The sequence below is a fragment of the Streptomyces pseudogriseolus genome (assembly GCA_002154585.1).
GTDB classification, from domain to species: domain Bacteria; phylum Actinomycetota; class Actinomycetes; order Streptomycetales; family Streptomycetaceae; genus Streptomyces; species Streptomyces pseudogriseolus.
The window spans coordinates 1-15961 of record MUNG01000078.1 but is presented as its reverse complement, the minus strand read 5'-3'; the positions used below and the strand labels follow the sequence as shown (position 1 = coordinate 15961).

Here is a 15961-nt window from a genome sequence, read left to right as displayed (position 1 = left end):
CTCTCCGCGGACCGCCCCGCCTCCCGGCGGCCGGGCGGCGGGGCGGTCCGCGGAGAGAGGGGACGGCATGACGCACTCCGATGCGGGACGGTACGGCCTTCGGGCGGGCGGAGGGACCGTTACGACTGTGGCACAGCCCGCCACGCCCTGTAAGGGATTCGGCAACACACGATAAGGTGGTGCCATTGGCATATGCCACCGTCTTCACGGAGTTACCGCGAGGTAGTCACCTGGTGTCCGCCGGACGCCCCAACATCCATGGTACGCAAGTGAACTGACGAGGTGTCAGCCGGTTCTCGCCGGTCCACTCACCTGTTCGAAACTCGGGTTTCCGTTCGAAGGCGGTGTGCGGTGTCCGGTCCGCGTTCCGCCCCCGCCCGTCAGTAGCGCAGCACCGCCGCCATGCCCTGCGCGTCCCCGAGCGCGCCGTCCGGCACGAACCGCACGTCGGCGCCCGTCTCCAGGCACTGCTCGACGATCTCGTCGACGATGTCCTCGCGGGTGTCGAGGTCGCCGTCCTCGGCGACGATCAGATGCTCGCCGTCGTCGCGCACCGTGATCCGGTAGTTCTCCTCGACCGCGAGCAGCCGGATCCGCCCCTCGCGGGCGCTCTGCCACAGCTCGTCGACGCCGGCCGCGAACTCCTTGCGGCTGCGGGCGTTCTCCAGCGCCCGCGCCACCTCCTCGGCGCGCTTGCCGTCCTGCTCCTCGAGCACCGGCCGCACCGCCTGCCACACCATCTCCGGTGTGCCCTGGGCCAGTCCGCCGTGCGGCACCTGCACGGCGTCCTTGCAGGCGCCGCCGAACTCGCACAGCAGCGACAGCGCCGCCGGCTCGCCGGTGACGTACAGCGGCCTCGGGTGGGCGCGCACCAGGGACGTCAGCGCCGTGGCCGCCTCCTTCAGGAAGCGGCGGGTGTCCTCGTCGCGGTAGCTGCTGGGCTGGTCGCCGACCCGCATCTCCCGCTCCGGGTCGAAGTTGGGCTCCTCGCGGACCAGCGGGAAGCCGCCGGTCCGCTCCTCCGACACCCGGTCCTGGCCGCCGCTCCACAGCGTGGCCCGGTCGGCGGCGACGGACAGCACCCAGAACGGACGCTCCGCCGTCTGCGCGGAGACCAGGTTGCGGGTCAGAAAGGTGTCCGAGAGCACCACACGCTCCGGGACGCTGCGCGCCAGCGACCACACCTGGTGCTCGCCCGGGGCGGCGAAGATGACCAGACCGTCCTCGGCGTGCGCGAGATCGACCTCGGCCAGGGCCCGGTCCAGCTGGGCGGCCACGTCGGCGCGGCGCTCCCGGGGGACCGCGGGATCGGACTCCAGCTTCTTCTTCGCCTCGGCCACCATCGTGCGCAGCCGCACCGCGTCCTCGGTGCTCAGCGGGTCGCGGCGGTGGGTCGGCGTCAGCACCGACACCGCCGGATAGGGGCGCGGCCGGCGGAGTTCGGCAAGGGCGGAGGGACTCAGATCGTGCTCCATGACAGCACCATAGGGCGGAATCCGCGGTAGGGCATTCGGGGCAAAGCGCCCGCCGGGCGGGCGACGGTCCGGCGGGCCGCGGGTGCACGCTGGTGGGGGAGGTGACCGCCGATGGCGCGCTTGGTCGTGGAGCGGGACGCGGACGGGGGGACCGTCGTCGTCCGGCTGGCGTGGTGGGAGGCGCTGCTCGCCCGCCGCCGCGTGGTGCGGGTACCGCGGGCGTGGGTGGCGGCGACCGGGGTGGAGCCCGACTGGTGGCGCGCGATGCGCGGCACACCGGTCGTCGGGCGCTGCCGGCCGGGGCGGTTCTGCGTGGGGGAGCGGGAGCACGTGCGGGGCCGCGACTTCGTCGCCGTACGGGCGGGCGTCCCGGTGCTGGTCCTGGACCTCAGGCCCGCGGCGCCGTTCGCGCGGCTCGCGGTGTCCGTGCCGGACGCGGGGGAGGCCGCCAGGGCGCTGCGGCCCGGCGGGGACGCGGAGGAGGAGAGCGGTCCGGAGGCGGCCTCCGGGTAGCGGGGGCGTACGGCTGGAGGGGGGTGGGGTCAGATCCGGTCCTCGTCCTCCGCGCCGCACGAACTGCCGCTCGGCGGCAGGGAACCGTAGAGCAGGAAGTCGTCGATCGTGCGGTGGACGCAGTCCGACGAACCGTAGCCCGTGTGGCCCTCGCCACGGTTGTCCAGCACCACGGCCGACGGGCCCAGCCGCTTCGCCGTCTGCTCGGTCCACAGGTACGGGGTGGCCGGGTCGCCGCGGGTGCCGACCAGCAGCATCTTCGGGGTGTCGAGGTCCTTGACCTTCTCCCGGATGTAGTCGGTCCCCTTCGGGCGGCCGTGGCACAGCACCACCTGTGCCAGCCGGTACGGCCCGAACACCGGCGAGGCCTCCTCGTACGCGGCGCGCATGCGGGACAGATCCCTGATGAGCCGCTCCTCGTCCGGACGGTCGGGGTCGTCCGCGCAGTTCACCGCCATCAGCGCCGCCGGGAGGTTGTCCAGCGGCACGTCCTCCTCGTCGGCGAGCGGCTCGTCGTCGCGCGGCTTCCCGGCGGGCCGCTCGTCCGCGGGCGGCGGGGCGGGCGCGGGGGACATCCCGCCGGACGCGAGGGCCTCCACGCCGCTCGTGTCGCCCTCCTCCGTCAGCTGGGCGAGCGCCCGTTGCAGCACCGGCCACATCTCCTTGGTGTAGAGGCCCTGCGCGATCGCGCCGGCCAGGTCCTGGCCGGTGAACTCGTAGCCGAAGTCGGTCGGCACCGGGGTGTCGTCGAGGGAGCGGACCAGGTCCACGACCTGCTCGCGGGCGGTGCGCGCGTCCTGCCCGAACGGGCAGGCGAGCTCCTCCGTGCACCAGGTGAGGAAGTTGTCCAGCGCCCTCTGCTGCCCCCGCGCGCCGGCCAGCCCCTGCTCGGCCAGCGGCTCGGTCAGCGTGTCCACGCCGTCCAGCGCCATCCGGCCGACCTTGTCGGGGTACCGGGCCGCGTACACCGCGCCGAGCCGGGTTCCGTAGGAGAAGCCCAGGTAGTTGAGCTTCTTGTCGCCCAGCGCCTGGCGCATCACGTCCAGGTCGCGGGCCACGTCCACGGTGCCCATGTGGGCGAGGACCGGCCCGGAGTGCTTCTCGCACTCGGCCGCCACCTCGCGCAACTGCCGCAGCGCGTCCCGGGGATCGCCCGTCCCCTCGCCGCCGGTCGCCTCCAGCGCACGGCTGGTGGCGTCGGCCCCGCAGCTCACCGGGGAGGAACGGCCGACGCCGCGCGGGTCGAACGACACCACGTCGTAGTCGTCGGTCAGACCGAGGAAGTCCTCGCGGCCGAAGGCCAGGCCCTGCACCCCGGAGCCGCCCGGACCGCCGAAGTTCAGCACCACCGAGCCGCGCGGGTCGCCGGAGGACGCGCGGTAGCGGGCGAGCGCCAGCTCCAGGGTGCCCTTGCCGGGGTCGGCGTAGTCGAGCGGCACGGTGACCGTCCCGCACTGGAGGTCCTTCGGCAGTTCGGTGCCCTCGCAGGCGGCCCATTCGATCCTCTGGTCGTAGAACCGGCCCAGGTCGGGCTCGTCACTCCCGGTGGCCGCCAGGCCCGTCGCCAGCAGGACCAGTCCGACGGCCCCGGCCGCCGCGCCGCGCCGGAAGGAGGGCGGCAGCCCGTCGGCCTGGTGACCGCCCCGGAGTCGCTCGGACAGCTCGCCCAGCATCGAAGCCTCCCAAGGCGCCCCGACCGGCGCCCTCGCCCACCATAAGCGGGCCCTGCCGAGCCCGCCCGTCGGCCGTGGGGCGCCGGCGACGCACCCGCGTCCGTGCGTGCGTGCACCGTGAGTTCGACGGTCTTTGCCCGGCGTTCGAGCCCTGGGGCCCCCTATGGGGTGAACCGGCTGCGGCATACGGGGGAGCCATAACCCGGATGCCGCGTCCGCGTTCTATCCGGTGGCGGGCGAACGCTCGCGACCAAGTCTGACCAAGTCTGGAAGGGCAGGGAACCTATGCGAAGGGTTACCCGAAACGGTGTGATCGCCGTCGCCGCCGCGTCCGGCGCGATGGCCGTGGCGATGCCGGCGTACGCCGATTCCGGGGCGGAGGGCGTCGCGGCCGGATCGCCCGGAGCGGTGTCCGGGAACAGCGTTCAGCTCCCGGTGCACGTCCCGGTCAACGTGTGCGGGAACACGGTGAACGTGGTGGGCCTCCTCAACCCCGCCGCGGGCAACACCTGCGTCAACGAGGACGCACGGCACGAGGACGCGTCGCACGGCGCCTCCGGCTCCTCGAAGGGCGCGTCCGACACGTCCGGGACGTCCGGCGCGTCCGGTGCCTCGGCCGAGGGCGACGCGCACGGCTCGCCGGGCCTGCTGTCCGGCAACGGCGTGCAACTGCCGGTGCACGTCCCGGTCAACGTGACGGGGAACAGCGTGAACGTGGTCGGCATCGGCAACCCCGCGACGGACAACAGCTCCGCCAACACCCCCGGTGAGCGCCCCGAGCCGGCACCCGAGCGCACCGTACCGGCGCACACGCTGCCCGCCCCGGCACCGCACGACGCGGCCCCCGCCGAGCAGGTCGCGCTCGCCGAGACCGGCGCCGACCACACGGCCCCGGTGCTCGCCACCGGCGCCGCGCTGTTCCTCGGCGGAGTCGCCCTGTACCGCCGCGCCCGGCTCCGCGCGGGCGTCTGACCACGCCGCGCCCGCACGGGCGCCCGACGGCCCCGCGCCCCGGCGGAACCGCTCCTTCGCCTCCCGCGGGTCGGTCCGGGTTCCGCCGCGGGGCCCGTCCGGCTACGGACGCCCCGGCCCGGACGGGTTCCTCCGCCCAGGGCCCGTCCGGGTTTTGCTGCGGCTGGCCGGGTGTGCCATTCGTCCGGGGTGGGGACGGGTTCCTCCGCCTCCGGGCCCGCCCGGGTTCCGCCTCGGCCGGCCGGCCGTGCCAGGACGCGGACATGCACCGGTTGAGGGCGCGCGGCCGAAGGGCCTCCCGCTGGTCGCGCCCCCCACGGGTCCGCCCTGTGGGTCGGACCCGGGCGGGGCGGCCGGGCGGGCCGCGTCAGTCGCGACCCCGATGGAACCGCCGGTGCAACGCCGCGATTGCTTCGGTCAGTTCGGGCACCGGCCCGTCCACGGTGACTCCCGGGGCGATGGCGGACACCGGCAGGGGCCGCACGGGCGGCGCGGGCACGCCCAGTTCCGCCAGCCAGGACGTCAGCTGCTCCGACGAGGCGACGTACACGATGCGTCCGAGGCCCACCCAGGCGTGGGCGGCGGCGCACATCGGGCAGTGCTCGCCCGAGGTGTAGACGGTGGCCGCGGCCCGCTCCCCGGGCGTCAGATGCGCCGCCGCCCAGCGGGCCAGCTCGAACTCGGGGTGCCGGGTGCGGTCGCCGGACGCCACCCGGTTGTGGTCCTCGGCGAGCACGGTGCCGTCCCCGGACACCAGCACGGAGCCGAACGGCTCGTCGCCCGCGTCCAGCGCCTCGGCGGCGAGCTCCACGCAGCGCCGCAGGTACGGCAGTTCGTCGTCCCGTACAGCCATGACCCTCGTCCCGTCCCTCCGGCCGTCTTTCCGGCGGCATGATCGGCGGCCACCTTAATCCGTTGCCGCCGCGACCGCCGGGTGATGCACTCCCGGCATGCCACCCACCACCGCACCGGCCGCCGCCCTGCTCGCCCTCTACGACCGTGAGGTGCGGCGGGGCGCCCGCCCCGAGGGCCCCGACGACGTCGTCGAACGCGTGGGCAGGGTGGTGCGCCGCACCGCCCCCGCGCACGGCTGGAACGGAGTCGTCTGGTCCGGCTTCACCTCGGCCGACGAGGCGGACACGGCGATCGCCGACCAGATCGCGCACTACACCTCCCGGGGCCTGTCCTTCGAGTGGAAGCTGTACGCCCACGACGCCCCGGCGGACCTGGGCAGGCGTCTCGTGGCGGCCGGCTTCACGCCCGGGCCGGACGAGACGCTGATGGTGACGGAGATCGACGAGGCGGCCCTGACCGCGGCTGTCCCGGACGGCGTACGCCTCGTCCCGGTCACCGACCCGGCCGGTGCCGACCAGGTCGCCGAGGTGCACGAACGCGCCTTCGGCGACGACGCGTCCGGCCTCCGCCGCCTCCTGCTCGACGCCCTGACAGCCACCCCGGACACGGTCGTGGCCGTCGTCGCGCTCGCCGGCGACGTCCCGGTGAGCGCGGCCCGCATGGAACTGACCCCGGGGACGAGTTTCGCCGGTCTCTGGGGCGGCGGCACGGTACCGGAGTGGCGGGGCCACGGCGTCTACCGGTCGCTGATCGCCCACCGGGCCCGCATCGCCGCCGCCCGCGGCTACCGCCACCTGCACGTGGACGCGTCGCCCCGGAGCCGCCCGATCCTGCGACGCCTGGGCTTCACGGAACTGACGGTGACGACGCCGTACGTGTACGAGCCGGCCCGGGCCCGGTAGGCGCGAGGGAGCGGCGCACGCGGGACGGCACACGCGGGACGGCGCACGCGGGACGGCGCACGTCCACGAAAGGACCGGCCCGCGAGGTGCTGCGGACCGGCCGGAGGGGGAGAGGGAGGGAGTCCTCGTGAGTCCTCGGGCCCCCTATGACGATTTGGATGCCGCCCTGGCCGCCGTGGCGGCGCAGGCGGTGCCCAGGATCACGGCGAGTGCGCCGATGACGACGTTGTTCCAGATCACGCCGGCGTCAGGATCGGTGCCGACGACCCATGGAGAGATGATCATCCAGATGCCCAGCGCGCACATGGCTCCGCTGAGGCCGTACATGCGCGAGGGGGCCGCCGTGAACCCGAGGGCGAGCAGACCGATCGCGATGCCGATGATCAGGTTGTGCGTCACGAGCGGCGGCTGGCTCGTCGTGTAGTGAAGGATCCACGGTGACACCGCGCAGTAGAGACCGAGCAGGAACACCGGCCCGTCCACGAAAGCCACGTCACGGCTGCCGAGGACGCGCTCGTAGCGTGCCCGCATCTCCGGTGCATCGGGATGGCCGGCGAGATCTCCACGCTGGTGTGAGACGTTGGCCATGGTCGTCTCCTTTGACTAGCAGGCCTGACCGCGTCTGGGTGCGGTGTGCGGTAAGCGCCGCGTACGTACCATTGTGCGCTTATTCCCCCTTTATGTGTAGTCGGGCGGCGGCCTCCCGGACCGCCCGTGCGGCGGCGCGCGCCGGGGTGGGCCGCCGGTGCCGCCGCCGGGTCGACGCGTATGCGCCATCGTGACTGGTCTAAACCCTTGACTGGTACAGACCAAAGCGCTTGAGTGTGCTCCACACCCCCCACCACGGCCGCGCCCACGCCGTGACCGGCCCCGCCGGCGCGTGCGGGCGAGGCCTCGCCCCGGCATGTCCTCGTCGCGGGAGCGGCCGTGTTCCGTGAAGGAGTTGATCCCTTGTCGAGACGCCGTATCGCCGCCGTGACCGCCGCCCTCGTGCTCGCCGGCAGCGCCCCGCTGCTGCTGCCCGCCGCGGCCACGACCGCCTCGGCCGCCACTGCGGCCGCGTGTTCCAGCTACCCCGCCTGGGTGGCCGGACAGTGGTACGAGGCGGGTGCCGTCGTCCGCTACACCGACGGCAAGACCTACATCGCCGAGCACGCCAACCCGGGCTACGACCCGATCATCAGCACCTGGTACTGGGAGCCCTACGCCTGTGACAACGGGCCCGGGACGCCCGTCGGGAACTTCGTCGTGACCGAGGCGCAGTTCAACCAGATGTTCCCGAACCGGAACCCGTTCTACACGTACAGCGGCCTCACCGCCGCGCTCAGTGCCTACCCCGGCTTCGCCAACACCGGCAGTGACACGGTGAAGAAGCAGGAGGCCGCCGCCTTCCTCGCCAACGTCAGCCACGAGACCGGCGGTCTGGTGCACGTGGTGGAGCAGAACCAGGCCAACTACCCGCACTACTGCGACTGGAGCCAGCCGTACGGCTGCCCGGCCGGCCAGGCCGCCTACTACGGGCGCGGCCCCATCCAGCTGAGCTGGAACTTCAACTACAAGGCCGCCGGTGACGCGTTGGGCATCGACCTGCTGGGCAACCCCTGGCTGGTGCAGAACGACGCGGCCGTGGCCTGGAAGACCGCCCTCTGGTACTGGAACACCCAGTCCGGCCCGGGCAGCATGACCCCGCACGCCGCCATGGTGAACGGGGCCGGCTTCGGCCAGACGATCCGCAGCATCAACGGCTCCCTGGAGTGCGACGGCAGGAACCCGGCGCAGGTCCAGAGCCGGGTGACGAAGTACCAGCAGTTCACCCAGATTCTGGGGACCACCCCCGGCGGCAACCTGTACTGCTGACGCGAACGGCTCCGCATGGTGTCATGCACCTGACCTAACTCCGGGCGGGCCGCGTCCTCGTGGGCACGGCCCGCCCGCACGGACGAAGGGAACCGCATGCGCACCCCCCGCGCCCTGCTCGCCGCCGCCGTCACCGCCGTCACGGCCGCCGCGCTCGCCGCGGCGACCGTGACACCCGCGCCCGCCGCGGGCGCCGATGCCGTGCCGCCGTCCGGCACGTACTACGTCCAGTCCGCCGTCACCGGCCTCAACGCCGCCGACGTCTCCGGCACGGTCGAACAGCACCGCCCGCGCGGCAACGAGGACCGCCAGCAGTGGACCCTGCGCCCCGACGGTGACGGACACCTGCTGGAGAGCGCCGACAGCCCCGGCGTCTGCCTCGGACGGGCGGGCGACCAGGCCCGTACCGTCTCCTGCGCGGCCGCCGAGGCGCGCTGGCGGATCACCCCGCTCGGCGCCGACCGGTACGCGCTCGCCGCCCCCGGCACCGACCGGCGCCTCGCCGTCGCGCCCAAGCCCGCCGGCGCCGTCCACCCCGCCCCGCTGACCGTCGCGAGCGGCGTGGGCGACCTCGCCGCCTGGTACCTCACCCCGGCCGACGCGCCCGGCGGCCCGATGCCGCCGCGGGAGCGGCGCACCCTCGACCAGGTCACGTTCCTCACCGCCCACAACGCCTACGCGAACGGCGTCGACGGCGGCTTCGCCCCGCCCTTCGTCGACCTCTTCCCCAACCAGAACCGGGGCATCCAGCAGCAACTCGCCGACGGCGTACGCGGCTTCATGCTGGACATCCACCAGACGCCGGACGGCGCCATCCTCTGCCACAACAGCTGCACCCTGGTGCGCAGACCCGTCGCCCTGTGGGTCGACCTCCAGCGCATCGTCGACTTCCTGCGCGCCCACCCCGACGAGTTCGTCACCGTCTTCCTGGAGGACTACGTCGACCCGGGCGTGCTGCGCGCCGAACTCGACCGCGTGCAAGGGCTGTCGGACGTGCTGTACCGCCCGGACCGCACCGGGGTGCGGGAGAACGGCTGGCCCACGATGGGCGAACTGGCCGCCGACGGACACCGGTTGCTGATCTTCACCGACCACAGCCGGGACGCGGACCGCTCCGCCGGTCTGACGCGGGACGCCTTCGGCGTGATGTACCAGCGGGAGTGGACCGTCGAGAACCACTGGTCCATGGGGCCGGGCATCGGCTCCTCCGACTGGTCCTGCTACAGCCGCTGGTACGACGCGAACACCACGATCCCGCTGACCCGCACCGAACCCGGCTTCCGCCCCCTCTTCGTCATGAACCACTTCCGTGACGCCGCCGTCGCCTCCACCGCCGCCACCGACAACGCCAAGCTCGCCGACCGCGCCCGCCGTTTCTGCCAGCCGGCCGCCCGCAAGAAGCCCACCTATCTCGCCGTCGACCGCTACGACCTGGGCAGCCCCACGGCCGCCGTCGACGCGCTGAACACCTATACCTACCCGTAGCACCCGCAGCGCCTGTCCGTCGGCAGGTCAAGGCCGCCCCGGAACGGCCACCGGGGCGGGACTGGCGTTCCCGGCAGTTTTACGTATAACCTCTCCGGTCAACCCCTGCGAGAAGGTGACGATGAGACGCATTGCCCTGGTCACCCTCGTCGTCCACGACTACGACGAGGCGATCCGCTTCTACACCGAGGCCCTCGGCTTCCGGCTCATCGAGGACGCTCCCCGGCCGGACGGCGGCCGCTGGGTCGTCGTCGAGCCCGGCGCCGGGAACGCCGGCGCCGCCCTGCTGCTGGCCCGCGCCGCGAACGAGGAGCAGCGGGCCCGGGTGGGCGACCAGACCGGCGGACGCGTGGGCTTCTTCCTGCACACCGACGACTTCGCCCGCGACCAGGCCCGCATGACCGCCGCCGGGGTGACCTTCCTGGAGGAGCCGCGCCACGAGCCGTACGGCTCGGTGGCCGTCTTCCAGGACCTCTACGGCAACCGCTGGGACCTGCTCCAGCCCGCCGCCTGAACCACCGCGATCCACCCCGATCCGCCGCGCTTCACTGCGATTTACTGCGATTCACCACACCGAACCACACGCCGAGGAACCGCCCGCCATGTCATCTACGCGCATAGACGCCGACACGATCCGCCGCCTCCCCAAGGCGGTCCTGCACGACCACCTCGACGGCGGCCTGCGGCCCGCCACGGTCGTGGAGCTGGCCGAGTCCGTCGGGCACACGCTGCCCACCACCGACCCGGACGAGCTCGCCGCCTGGTACGTGGAGGCCGCGAACTCCGGCGACCTGGTCCGCTACATCGCCACCTTCGAGCACACCCTCGCCGTGATGCAGACCCGCGAGGGCCTGCTGCGCACCGCCGAGGAGTACGTCCTGGACCTCGCCGCCGACGGCGTCGTCTACGGCGAGGTCCGCTACGCCCCCGAGCTGAACACCCGCGGCGGGCTGACCATGCGCGAGGTCGTCGAGACCGTCCAGGAGGGCCTCGCCGCCGGCATGGCCAAGGCGGCCGCCGCCGGCACGCCAGTCCGGGTCGGCACGCTGCTGTGCGGCATGCGGATGTTCGACCGGGTCCGCGAGGCCGCGGACCTGGCCGTCGCCTTCCGGGACGCCGGCGTCGTCGGCTTCGACATCGCCGGCGCCGAGGACGGCTTCCCGGCCGCCGACCACCTCGCCGCCTTCGAGTATCTGCGCCGCGAGAGCGTGCCGTTCACCGTCCACGCCGGCGAGGCCCACGGACTGCCCAGCATCCACCAGGCCGTCCAGGTGTGCGGCGCCCAGCGCGTCGGACACGGCGTGCGCCTCACCGAGGGCATCCCGGACCTCGAGGGCGGCAAGCTCGGCCGGCTCGCCTCCTGGATCCGCGACCGCCGCATCGCCCTGGAGATGTGCCCCACCTCCAACCTCCAGACCGGCGCCGCGACCTCGATCGCCGAGCACCCGATCACCCCGCTGAAGGACCTCGGCTTCCGCGTCACCGTCAACACCGACAACCGTCTGGTCTCCGGCACCACCATGACCCGCGAGATGACCCTGCTGGTGGAGCAGGCCGGCTGGAGCGCCGAGGACCTGCGCACGGTCACCCTGAACGCCGTGAAGAGCGCGTTCCTGCCGTACGACGAGCGCGTCGCGCTGATCCGGGACGTCGTCCTGCCGGGTTACGACGCCGCGCTCTGAAGCAGCCCGCGGGCGTAGGCGGCCTGTCCGACGTGCTGGAGGTCGTCGGACAGGACGCTGACCAGCCGTACGCCGAGGGTGACCGGCGGGTCCCAGTTCTCGTCGACGACGCGTTCCAGGTCCTTCGCGGTGAGCGACTTCAGCGCGTCCAGGGTCTGCGCGTGCACGGCGTCGTGATAGCCAATCAGCAGGTCGGGGGAGCCGACGCGCACCTTGGCGACCTGCGCCGGGGAGTGCCCGAACCCGGTCGAGCCGCGCGGCAGGCCGAGATCGAACCGCTTGTCCCAGCCCTCGGCCCGCCACACCTGCTCCAGGCCGAAGGCGTCGGCGACATGGTCGTCCTGGATCCGGGTGAGGTGCCACACCAGCCACGCGATGCTGTTGGCCTCCGGCGTGGGCCGCGCGGCGAGCTCGTCGGGGCCGAGGCCCCCGACGGCGGCGTGGACCTCTTCGCGGACGCGGCCGTAGCCGTCGATGAGGATGTCCTTGGCATGCATGCCTCCAGACTCGCTCACCTTCCGGCGTCACGCGCCCCCGGTGTCCAGCAGCTCCATCAGCGCCCGCGCCGCCGGACTCGTGGCGCGCGGCGACGGCACCAGCGCCACCGTCTCGTACGCCGCCTCGCCGGTGTCCTTCAGCGGCAGGTCGGTGAGCGAGGGCCGCTTGTGGCGGAAGTGCCGCGGCACCACCGCGACGCCCAGGTTCTCGTCGACCAGGTCGAGCAGGCTGTGCACGTCGTTCACCTCCAGCGCCACCGTGCGCCGTACGCCCGCGAGCGCGAACGCCGCGTCGGTGGCCCGGCGCGGCCCCCAGTCCGGGTGGAAGTCGACGAACACCTCGTCGGCCAGGTCCCGCGGGGTGACGGGCGCTCCGGCGCGGGCGAGCCGGTGGTCGGGGTGGCACAGCACCGTCATCGGCTCGCCGGTCAGCGGCACGGTACGCAGCTGGTCCGGGTCGGCGTCGGTGCGGTAGGCGAAGGCGAGGTCGAGCCGTCCGGCCGCGACCTCCTCGGCGAGCGCGGCCGAGCCCCACTGCCGCAGCCGTATCTCCACGTCCGGGTGGCGCCGCCGGAACGCGGCGAGCAGCTCCGCCACGTTCACCCCGGCGATGCACTGCTCCGTCCCCACCGCGAGGGTGCCGCGCAGCACCCCCTGCACCGCGGCCACCGCCTCGTGCGCGGCCCGCACCTGTGCCAGGATGCGTTCGGCCTCCGCGAGCAGCGCCCGCCCGGCCTCGGTGAGAGTCACCCTGCGGGTGGTCCGCACGAACAGCGGCGTCTGCAGCTCGCGCTCCAGCGCCCGGATGGACGCCGACAGACCCGACTGGGAAACCATCAGCCGCTCCGCCGCACGGGTGAAGTGCTGGTCCTCGGCGACGGCCACGAAATGCTGGAGATGGCGCAGTTCCATGATTGAGAAGCGTAGCCGCTGAATTCCATCGGATTCTTCTGTTGGACCACTCCCCGCAGGTCACGACAGAGTGGACCCGGCGCTCCGACGAGCCGCCACGACCAACGTCAAGACGTGTGCCAACCCCTCTGGAGTCGCGTTGTACACCGCACACCCCGACCGTTACGCGGACATGCCCTACCGGCGCACCGGACGCAGCGGCCTGAAGCTCCCCGCGCTCTCGCTCGGCCTGTGGCACAACTTCGGTCCCGACCGCCCGGCCGAGACCCAGCGGGCCATCCTGCGCCGCGCCTTCGACCTGGGCGTCACCCACTTCGACCTCGCCAACAACTACGGCCCGCCGCCTGGCGCCGCCGAGACCGCCCTCGGCGAGGCGCTCAAGGCCGACTTCGCGCGGTACCGGGACGAGCTGGTGATCTCCACCAAGGCCGGCTACCTGATGTGGCCGGGCCCGTACGGCGAATGGGGTTCGCGCAAGTACCTGCTGTCCTCGCTGGACCAGAGCCTGAGCCGCATGGGCCTGGACCACGTCGACATCTTCTACTCGCACCGCTTCGACCCGGACACCCCGCTCGAGGAGACGATGGGCGCCCTGCACACGGCGGTGCAGCAGGGCAAGGCGCTCTACGTCGGCGTCTCCAACTACGACGCCGAGCAGACCCGGGAGGCCGCCCGCATCCTCGGCGAGCTGGGCACCCCGCTGCTGATCAACCAGCCGCGCTACTCGATGCTCGACCGGCGCCCCGAGGACGAGGGCCTGATGGACGCCCTCGACGAGCTCCAGGTCGGCTCCATCGCCTACTCCCCGCTGGAGCAGGGCCTGCTGACCTCCCGCTACCTGGACGGCATCCCCGAGGACTCCCGCGCCGCGAGCGACAGCCCCTTCCTGAACACCGACGCCCTCACCGAGGAGCTGGTGGGCCGGCTGCGCGCGCTCGCCGACATCGCCTCCGCCCGCGGCCAGAGCCTCGCGCAGATGGCCCTGTCGTGGGTGCTGCGCGGCGGCCGTCTCACCTCCGCCCTGGTCGGCGCGAGCAGCCCGCAGCAGCTGGAGGACAGCGTCGCCGCCACCCGCGACCTCGACTTCTCCGACGAGGAGCTGGCGCGGATCGACGCGATCGTCCAGCAGTAGCCTCACCCGTCACCGGCCGCCGTCCCCTCCCGGGGCGGCGGCCGGTCGCGTCCGTACCGGCGTCGGCGGGTGCGCCCTCCCTCTCCGGGCACGGTTTTCGGGCACGGCCGCACGCCGGTCACCTCGTACGACGCGCACACCCGCGTCGTTTCGGCCAGGACGGGCTCCGCATATGCCAGGAGACTGGCCGGAAACACATGGTGACAGTGTTTCAGCGGTGAACATACTCGACACGAGAGCGCTTCACACCGAGCGACGGCGCCCTCACGCACAGCACGCGAGCCACGGAGCGGGCAGCCGGCCCGGAACCGGCGGGCGAGCACGCAGCGGGGGAGGGAACGTGCACGACGAATTCCTGTGCCACGTCACGGCGTACGGGGTCTGCGACGGCCGGCGCATCGGGGTGCCCCTGGGCACCTACCGGGCCCCGACCCTCGCGCTCGCCCTCTGGTGGCTGCGCGACCGCGCCCTGTGGATCGCCGAGCGCCTCGACCCGCAGCCCGACGCCGAGCACTTACCCCCGGGCGCGCTCGTCCCCGTCCCCGAGGGCGTCCCCGACGTGCCCACCGTGCTGCGCACCTGGTGCGGTGACCTCGAGCGGCAGGAGGAAGTCGCCGAGGCGCTCGCCGCCGGACGGATGGTGCGGGTCGCCACCGGCGACGACACCACGGAGTACGAACTGCTCGCCGAGTCCGTCGACGCGCTGCGGATGCAGCGGGCGGCGCGTGTGCTCGGGGTCCCGGTCGCCTGAGACCGCCCCGGCGTTTCAACGCCCCGGCGTCTCACTGCCTCCGCCGTCGCAGGACCCGTACCGCCCACGCGCCCGCGAAGCCCGCCGCCAGGCCCCACAGCAGGGCCAGCCCCAGCGCGCCCCACAGCCGTGGCTCCAGCAGCACCTGCCCGGTCAGTCCCTCGCCCAGGTCGCCGATGCCGAGCACCGACAGGCCGATCCGCGCGGAGACGCGGGCCGTCGGTCCGACCGTCAGCACCGCCAGGGCCAGCGCCACCGCCAGCCGCAGCGCGTGCTGCCACGGCGGCACGCGCGCGGGGGAGGTGGCCGCCATGGAGCAGGCCGTGGCCAGGACCAGGACGGCGGCGATCACCAGCAGCCACCACCAGCGGGCGCCGTCGTGCTCGGCGAGAGAGCCCAGGTTCAGCTCGGAGACGTCCGGGGTGCGCAGCACCTCGTCCAGCACCCGCGGCATGGGCAGCCCGAACGGGCCCTCCACCCTGCCCTCCCAGGTCGCCCCCAGCCCGACCGTCAGCGCGAGCCACGCCACGTTGGGCAGCCCCAGCAGGATCACCGCGAACGTCTCGGCCGCGTGTCCCCGGGTGGCGGCCACCGCCAGCGCGACGCCGAGCGCCACCGCCACGGCGACGAGCAGCAGTCCCAGCGTCGCGCGCGCCGCGGGCCGCGCACCCGCCTGGAACCGCATCAGCTCCGGCGGCAGCGGCGCGCCGTGCGACACGAGCAGCGCCACCAGCAGGACGCCCGCCAGCCACACCAGGCCGATCAGCACGGTCGGCAGCACGTCCGCGGCGAAGCCGACCGTCGGAGTCACCCCGAACAGCTCGCCCAGGTCGCCGAGCAGATCCTCCCCGAGGGACACCTCGAACGTGCGGCGCGCGGCCAGCGCCAGACCGAGCACGGCGAGGATCCACACCACGGCGATCTGCGCCGCCCAGGCTGCCAGCCCGGGTGCGCCGGCCACCGTGCGGCGGTGCAGGGGGCGCAGGAAGCACCAGCCGAGCAGCAGGGCGCCGGTCAGGGTGACCGACAGCGGGATCACCGTCAGGCCGCCCTCCGTTCCGGCCAGACCGCCGGCGTCCCCGGAGAGGCGTACGGTGCCGCCGACGGCGAGGACGAGGACGGCGGCGAGGACCGGGGCGAACGCGCCGTCCGGGAGGTCCGCGGCGCCGGCCGCCCAGAGGCCGAGGGTCGCCATGACGGCCATCGCGGCCAGGGAGGCGATCACCGCGGCCAGGGCCGCGAGCCAGTTGTGGAG

Annotated in this window: 16 protein-coding genes; 9 read left to right on the top strand and 7 right to left on the bottom strand. The window is 73.6% G+C overall.

Translation table 11 applies throughout. From position 1 onward, the window contains the following. Window positions 1-380: 380 nt before the first annotated feature. Window positions 381-1475, bottom strand: a complete 1095-nt coding sequence (locus tag CCN29_RS08605; RefSeq protein WP_086680826.1) for a baeRF3 domain-containing protein — start codon at window positions 1473-1475, stop codon at window positions 381-383. 111 nt (window positions 1476-1586) lie between these two features. Between CCN29_RS08605 and CCN29_RS08600 the strand changes: the two genes are divergently transcribed. After that, window positions 1587-1988 (top strand): hypothetical protein, encoded by a 402-nt coding sequence (locus CCN29_RS08600; RefSeq protein WP_006133790.1) that lies wholly within the window; start codon window positions 1587-1589, stop codon window positions 1986-1988. 29 nt (window positions 1989-2017) lie between these two features. Here the strand turns inward: CCN29_RS08600 and CCN29_RS08595 are convergent, their stop codons facing one another. After that, window positions 2018-3661 (bottom strand): alpha/beta hydrolase, encoded by a 1644-nt coding sequence (locus CCN29_RS08595; protein WP_086680825.1) that lies wholly within the window; start codon window positions 3659-3661, stop codon window positions 2018-2020. A gap of 285 nt (window positions 3662-3946) precedes the next feature. Between CCN29_RS08595 and CCN29_RS08590 the strand changes: the two genes are divergently transcribed. Then, window positions 3947-4633, top strand: a complete 687-nt coding sequence (locus CCN29_RS08590; protein WP_031016741.1) for a chaplin — start codon at window positions 3947-3949, stop codon at window positions 4631-4633. A 367-nt stretch (window positions 4634-5000) separates the two neighbouring features. Here CCN29_RS08590 and CCN29_RS08585 read toward each other — a convergent pair whose 3' ends face one another. Then, window positions 5001-5486, bottom strand: coding sequence for a nucleoside deaminase (locus CCN29_RS08585; RefSeq protein WP_086680823.1), 486 nt, complete (start codon window positions 5484-5486; stop codon window positions 5001-5003). Window positions 5487-5583: 97 nt separating this feature from the next. Here CCN29_RS08585 and CCN29_RS08580 point away from each other — a divergent pair, with 97 nt between their 5' ends. After that, window positions 5584-6390, top strand: a complete 807-nt coding sequence (locus CCN29_RS08580) for a GNAT family N-acetyltransferase (RefSeq protein WP_086680821.1) — start codon at window positions 5584-5586, stop codon at window positions 6388-6390. 144 nt (window positions 6391-6534) lie between these two features. On the opposite strand, the gene CCN29_RS08575 is transcribed toward CCN29_RS08580, so the two are convergent. After that, window positions 6535-6978, bottom strand: a complete 444-nt coding sequence (locus CCN29_RS08575) for an SPW repeat protein (protein ID WP_006133784.1) — start codon at window positions 6976-6978, stop codon at window positions 6535-6537. Between the two features lie 363 nt (window positions 6979-7341). Here CCN29_RS08575 and CCN29_RS08570 point away from each other — a divergent pair, with 363 nt between their 5' ends. From CCN29_RS08570 to CCN29_RS08555, 4 genes are all read left to right on the top strand, one after another. Next, window positions 7342-8247 (top strand): glycoside hydrolase family 19 protein, encoded by a 906-nt coding sequence (locus CCN29_RS08570; protein WP_006133782.1) that lies wholly within the window; start codon window positions 7342-7344, stop codon window positions 8245-8247. Between the two features lie 96 nt (window positions 8248-8343). Beyond that, the gene (locus CCN29_RS08565) at window positions 8344-9732 is read left to right on the top strand and encodes a phosphoinositide-specific phospholipase C-related protein (protein ID WP_006133780.1); all 1389 of its coding nucleotides are present in this window, start codon (window positions 8344-8346) and stop codon (window positions 9730-9732) included. A 121-nt stretch (window positions 9733-9853) separates the two neighbouring features. After that, window positions 9854-10246, top strand: a complete 393-nt coding sequence (locus CCN29_RS08560) for a VOC family protein (protein ID WP_006133778.1) — start codon at window positions 9854-9856, stop codon at window positions 10244-10246. Window positions 10247-10334: 88 nt separating this feature from the next. Continuing rightward, window positions 10335-11414, top strand: coding sequence for an adenosine deaminase (locus tag CCN29_RS08555; RefSeq protein WP_086680818.1), 1080 nt, complete (start codon window positions 10335-10337; stop codon window positions 11412-11414). Here CCN29_RS08555 and CCN29_RS08550 read toward each other — a convergent pair. Together CCN29_RS08550 and CCN29_RS08545 are read right to left on the bottom strand one after the other, a co-directional pair. Next, complete coding sequence (locus tag CCN29_RS08550) at window positions 11396-11911, bottom strand: mycothiol transferase (RefSeq protein ID WP_006133776.1); 516 nt, start codon at window positions 11909-11911, stop codon at window positions 11396-11398. The two genes, CCN29_RS08555 and CCN29_RS08550, sit on opposite strands and share 19 nt — an antisense overlap. Before the next feature lie 27 nt (window positions 11912-11938). Beyond that, window positions 11939-12823 carry a LysR family transcriptional regulator gene (locus CCN29_RS08545; protein ID WP_031016750.1) on the bottom strand — a complete coding sequence of 295 codons (885 nt, stop codon included), beginning with the start codon at window positions 12821-12823 and terminating at the stop codon, window positions 11939-11941. Between the two features lie 139 nt (window positions 12824-12962). Between CCN29_RS08545 and mgrA the strand changes: the two genes are divergently transcribed. Together mgrA and CCN29_RS08535 are read left to right on the top strand one after the other, a co-directional pair. Then, complete coding sequence (gene mgrA, locus CCN29_RS08540) at window positions 12963-13955, top strand: L-glyceraldehyde 3-phosphate reductase (protein ID WP_006133773.1); 993 nt, start codon at window positions 12963-12965, stop codon at window positions 13953-13955. A 340-nt stretch (window positions 13956-14295) separates the two neighbouring features. Continuing rightward, a complete protein-coding gene (locus CCN29_RS08535; RefSeq protein WP_006133772.1) occupies window positions 14296-14706 on the top strand; it encodes a hypothetical protein in 411 nt (136 codons plus the stop codon). A gap of 31 nt (window positions 14707-14737) precedes the next feature. On the opposite strand, the gene CCN29_RS08530 is transcribed toward CCN29_RS08535, so the two are convergent. After that, a partial coding sequence (locus CCN29_RS08530; protein WP_442538276.1) for a streptophobe family protein occupies window positions 14738-15961 on the bottom strand: 1224 nt, incomplete at its 5' end.